Origin of the sequence: Pseudoalteromonas sp. NBT06-2 (assembly GCF_002276045.1) — a bacterium.
In the GTDB taxonomy this organism is placed as follows: domain Bacteria; phylum Pseudomonadota; class Gammaproteobacteria; order Enterobacterales; family Alteromonadaceae; genus Pseudoalteromonas.
The window spans coordinates 1-539 of sequence record NZ_NQMR01000370.1 but is presented as its reverse complement, the minus strand read 5'-3'; the positions used below and the strand labels follow the sequence as shown (position 1 = coordinate 539).

The 539-nt window shown below is 39.1% G+C and carries 1 protein-coding gene; it reads left to right on the top strand.

The window, feature by feature from the left end; genetic code table 11:
- Positions 1–33 precede the first annotated feature (33 nt).
- Positions 34–539: ATP-binding response regulator (locus CJF42_RS26110; RefSeq protein WP_252097748.1), on the top strand; the 506-nt coding region annotated here is incomplete at its 3' end.

The window sequence follows — 539 nt, the reverse complement described above, 5'->3', positions numbered from 1 at the left end:
ATTGGTGATCCACTACGCTTAGGGCAAATTTTGATGAATTTATGCGATAATGCCGTCAAGTTTACTGATGAAGGGGAAGTTGTTATCAGTATTCGTTTAAAACAACATACACTAGACTCAGCTTTATTACACTTTTCAGTAAAGGACTCAGGTATAGGCATGACACCCGATCAGCAAAGTAAGCTATTTCAGTCATTTAACCAAGCAGATTCTTCTACGACTAGAAAATACGGTGGTACGGGGCTTGGTTTAAGTATTTCGAAAAAACTTTGTGAAATAATGGACGGTGAAATCTGGTTAGAAAGTGAAGCAGGTCAAGGCTCCACCTTCCATTTTACCGCGAAGTTCCAATTACAAAAAGGTTTGCCATTAACGCGTCGTAAAATAGCCTTACCCGAATTAGAAGGGCTTAACGTACTAGTGGTTGATGACAATGCAACCGCCAAAGAAATCATGCTAGACATGTTGAAGTCATTTAACTTTAATACAATTGCAGCCAGTTCAGGTAGCGAAGCTTTCAATCTCATCGAACAAAATCA